We start from the raw sequence: 275 nt of genomic DNA, 5'->3' as shown, positions 1-275 counted from the left end.
CCGTTTGGGTAGCGTTATTGAGTATGGCGCCTTGAGTGGCAACGTTAAACGCTTGGTAGGTGTTATGGGATATCCCGGCGTCATTCGGTGTGGCGATATTGACAACCGGGACATCGCCCTGATGTTGTACCTGTGTTTGGTGATTATCCGGCGTTATTCCAGCCGCCATAGCCGGATGAAGGGGATAAACGGCGGTCAGGTAAATTAAAAGATAACTCGTGGCCCTGACCACTCGGGTGTTGCGTTGATCCATCGGACTTTCTCTTTTCTTAAGT

General features: G+C 50.5%; 1 protein-coding gene. It reads right to left on the bottom strand.

Annotation, left to right across the window (positions count from 1 at the left end; genetic code table 11):
* Positions 1-253 (bottom strand): two-partner secretion domain-containing protein (locus ABR397_RS23840; protein WP_350307852.1); only part of this gene is annotated, 253 nt, incomplete at its 3' end.
* Between the last annotated feature and the right edge of the window lie 22 nt (positions 254-275).

The sequence above is a fragment of the Photorhabdus viridis genome, assembly GCF_040256935.1.
Taxonomy (GTDB): Bacteria; Pseudomonadota; Gammaproteobacteria; order Enterobacterales; family Enterobacteriaceae; genus Photorhabdus; species Photorhabdus viridis.
The sequence above is the reverse complement of the archived record's forward strand: the minus strand, read 5'-3'. Positions and strand labels throughout refer to the sequence as shown.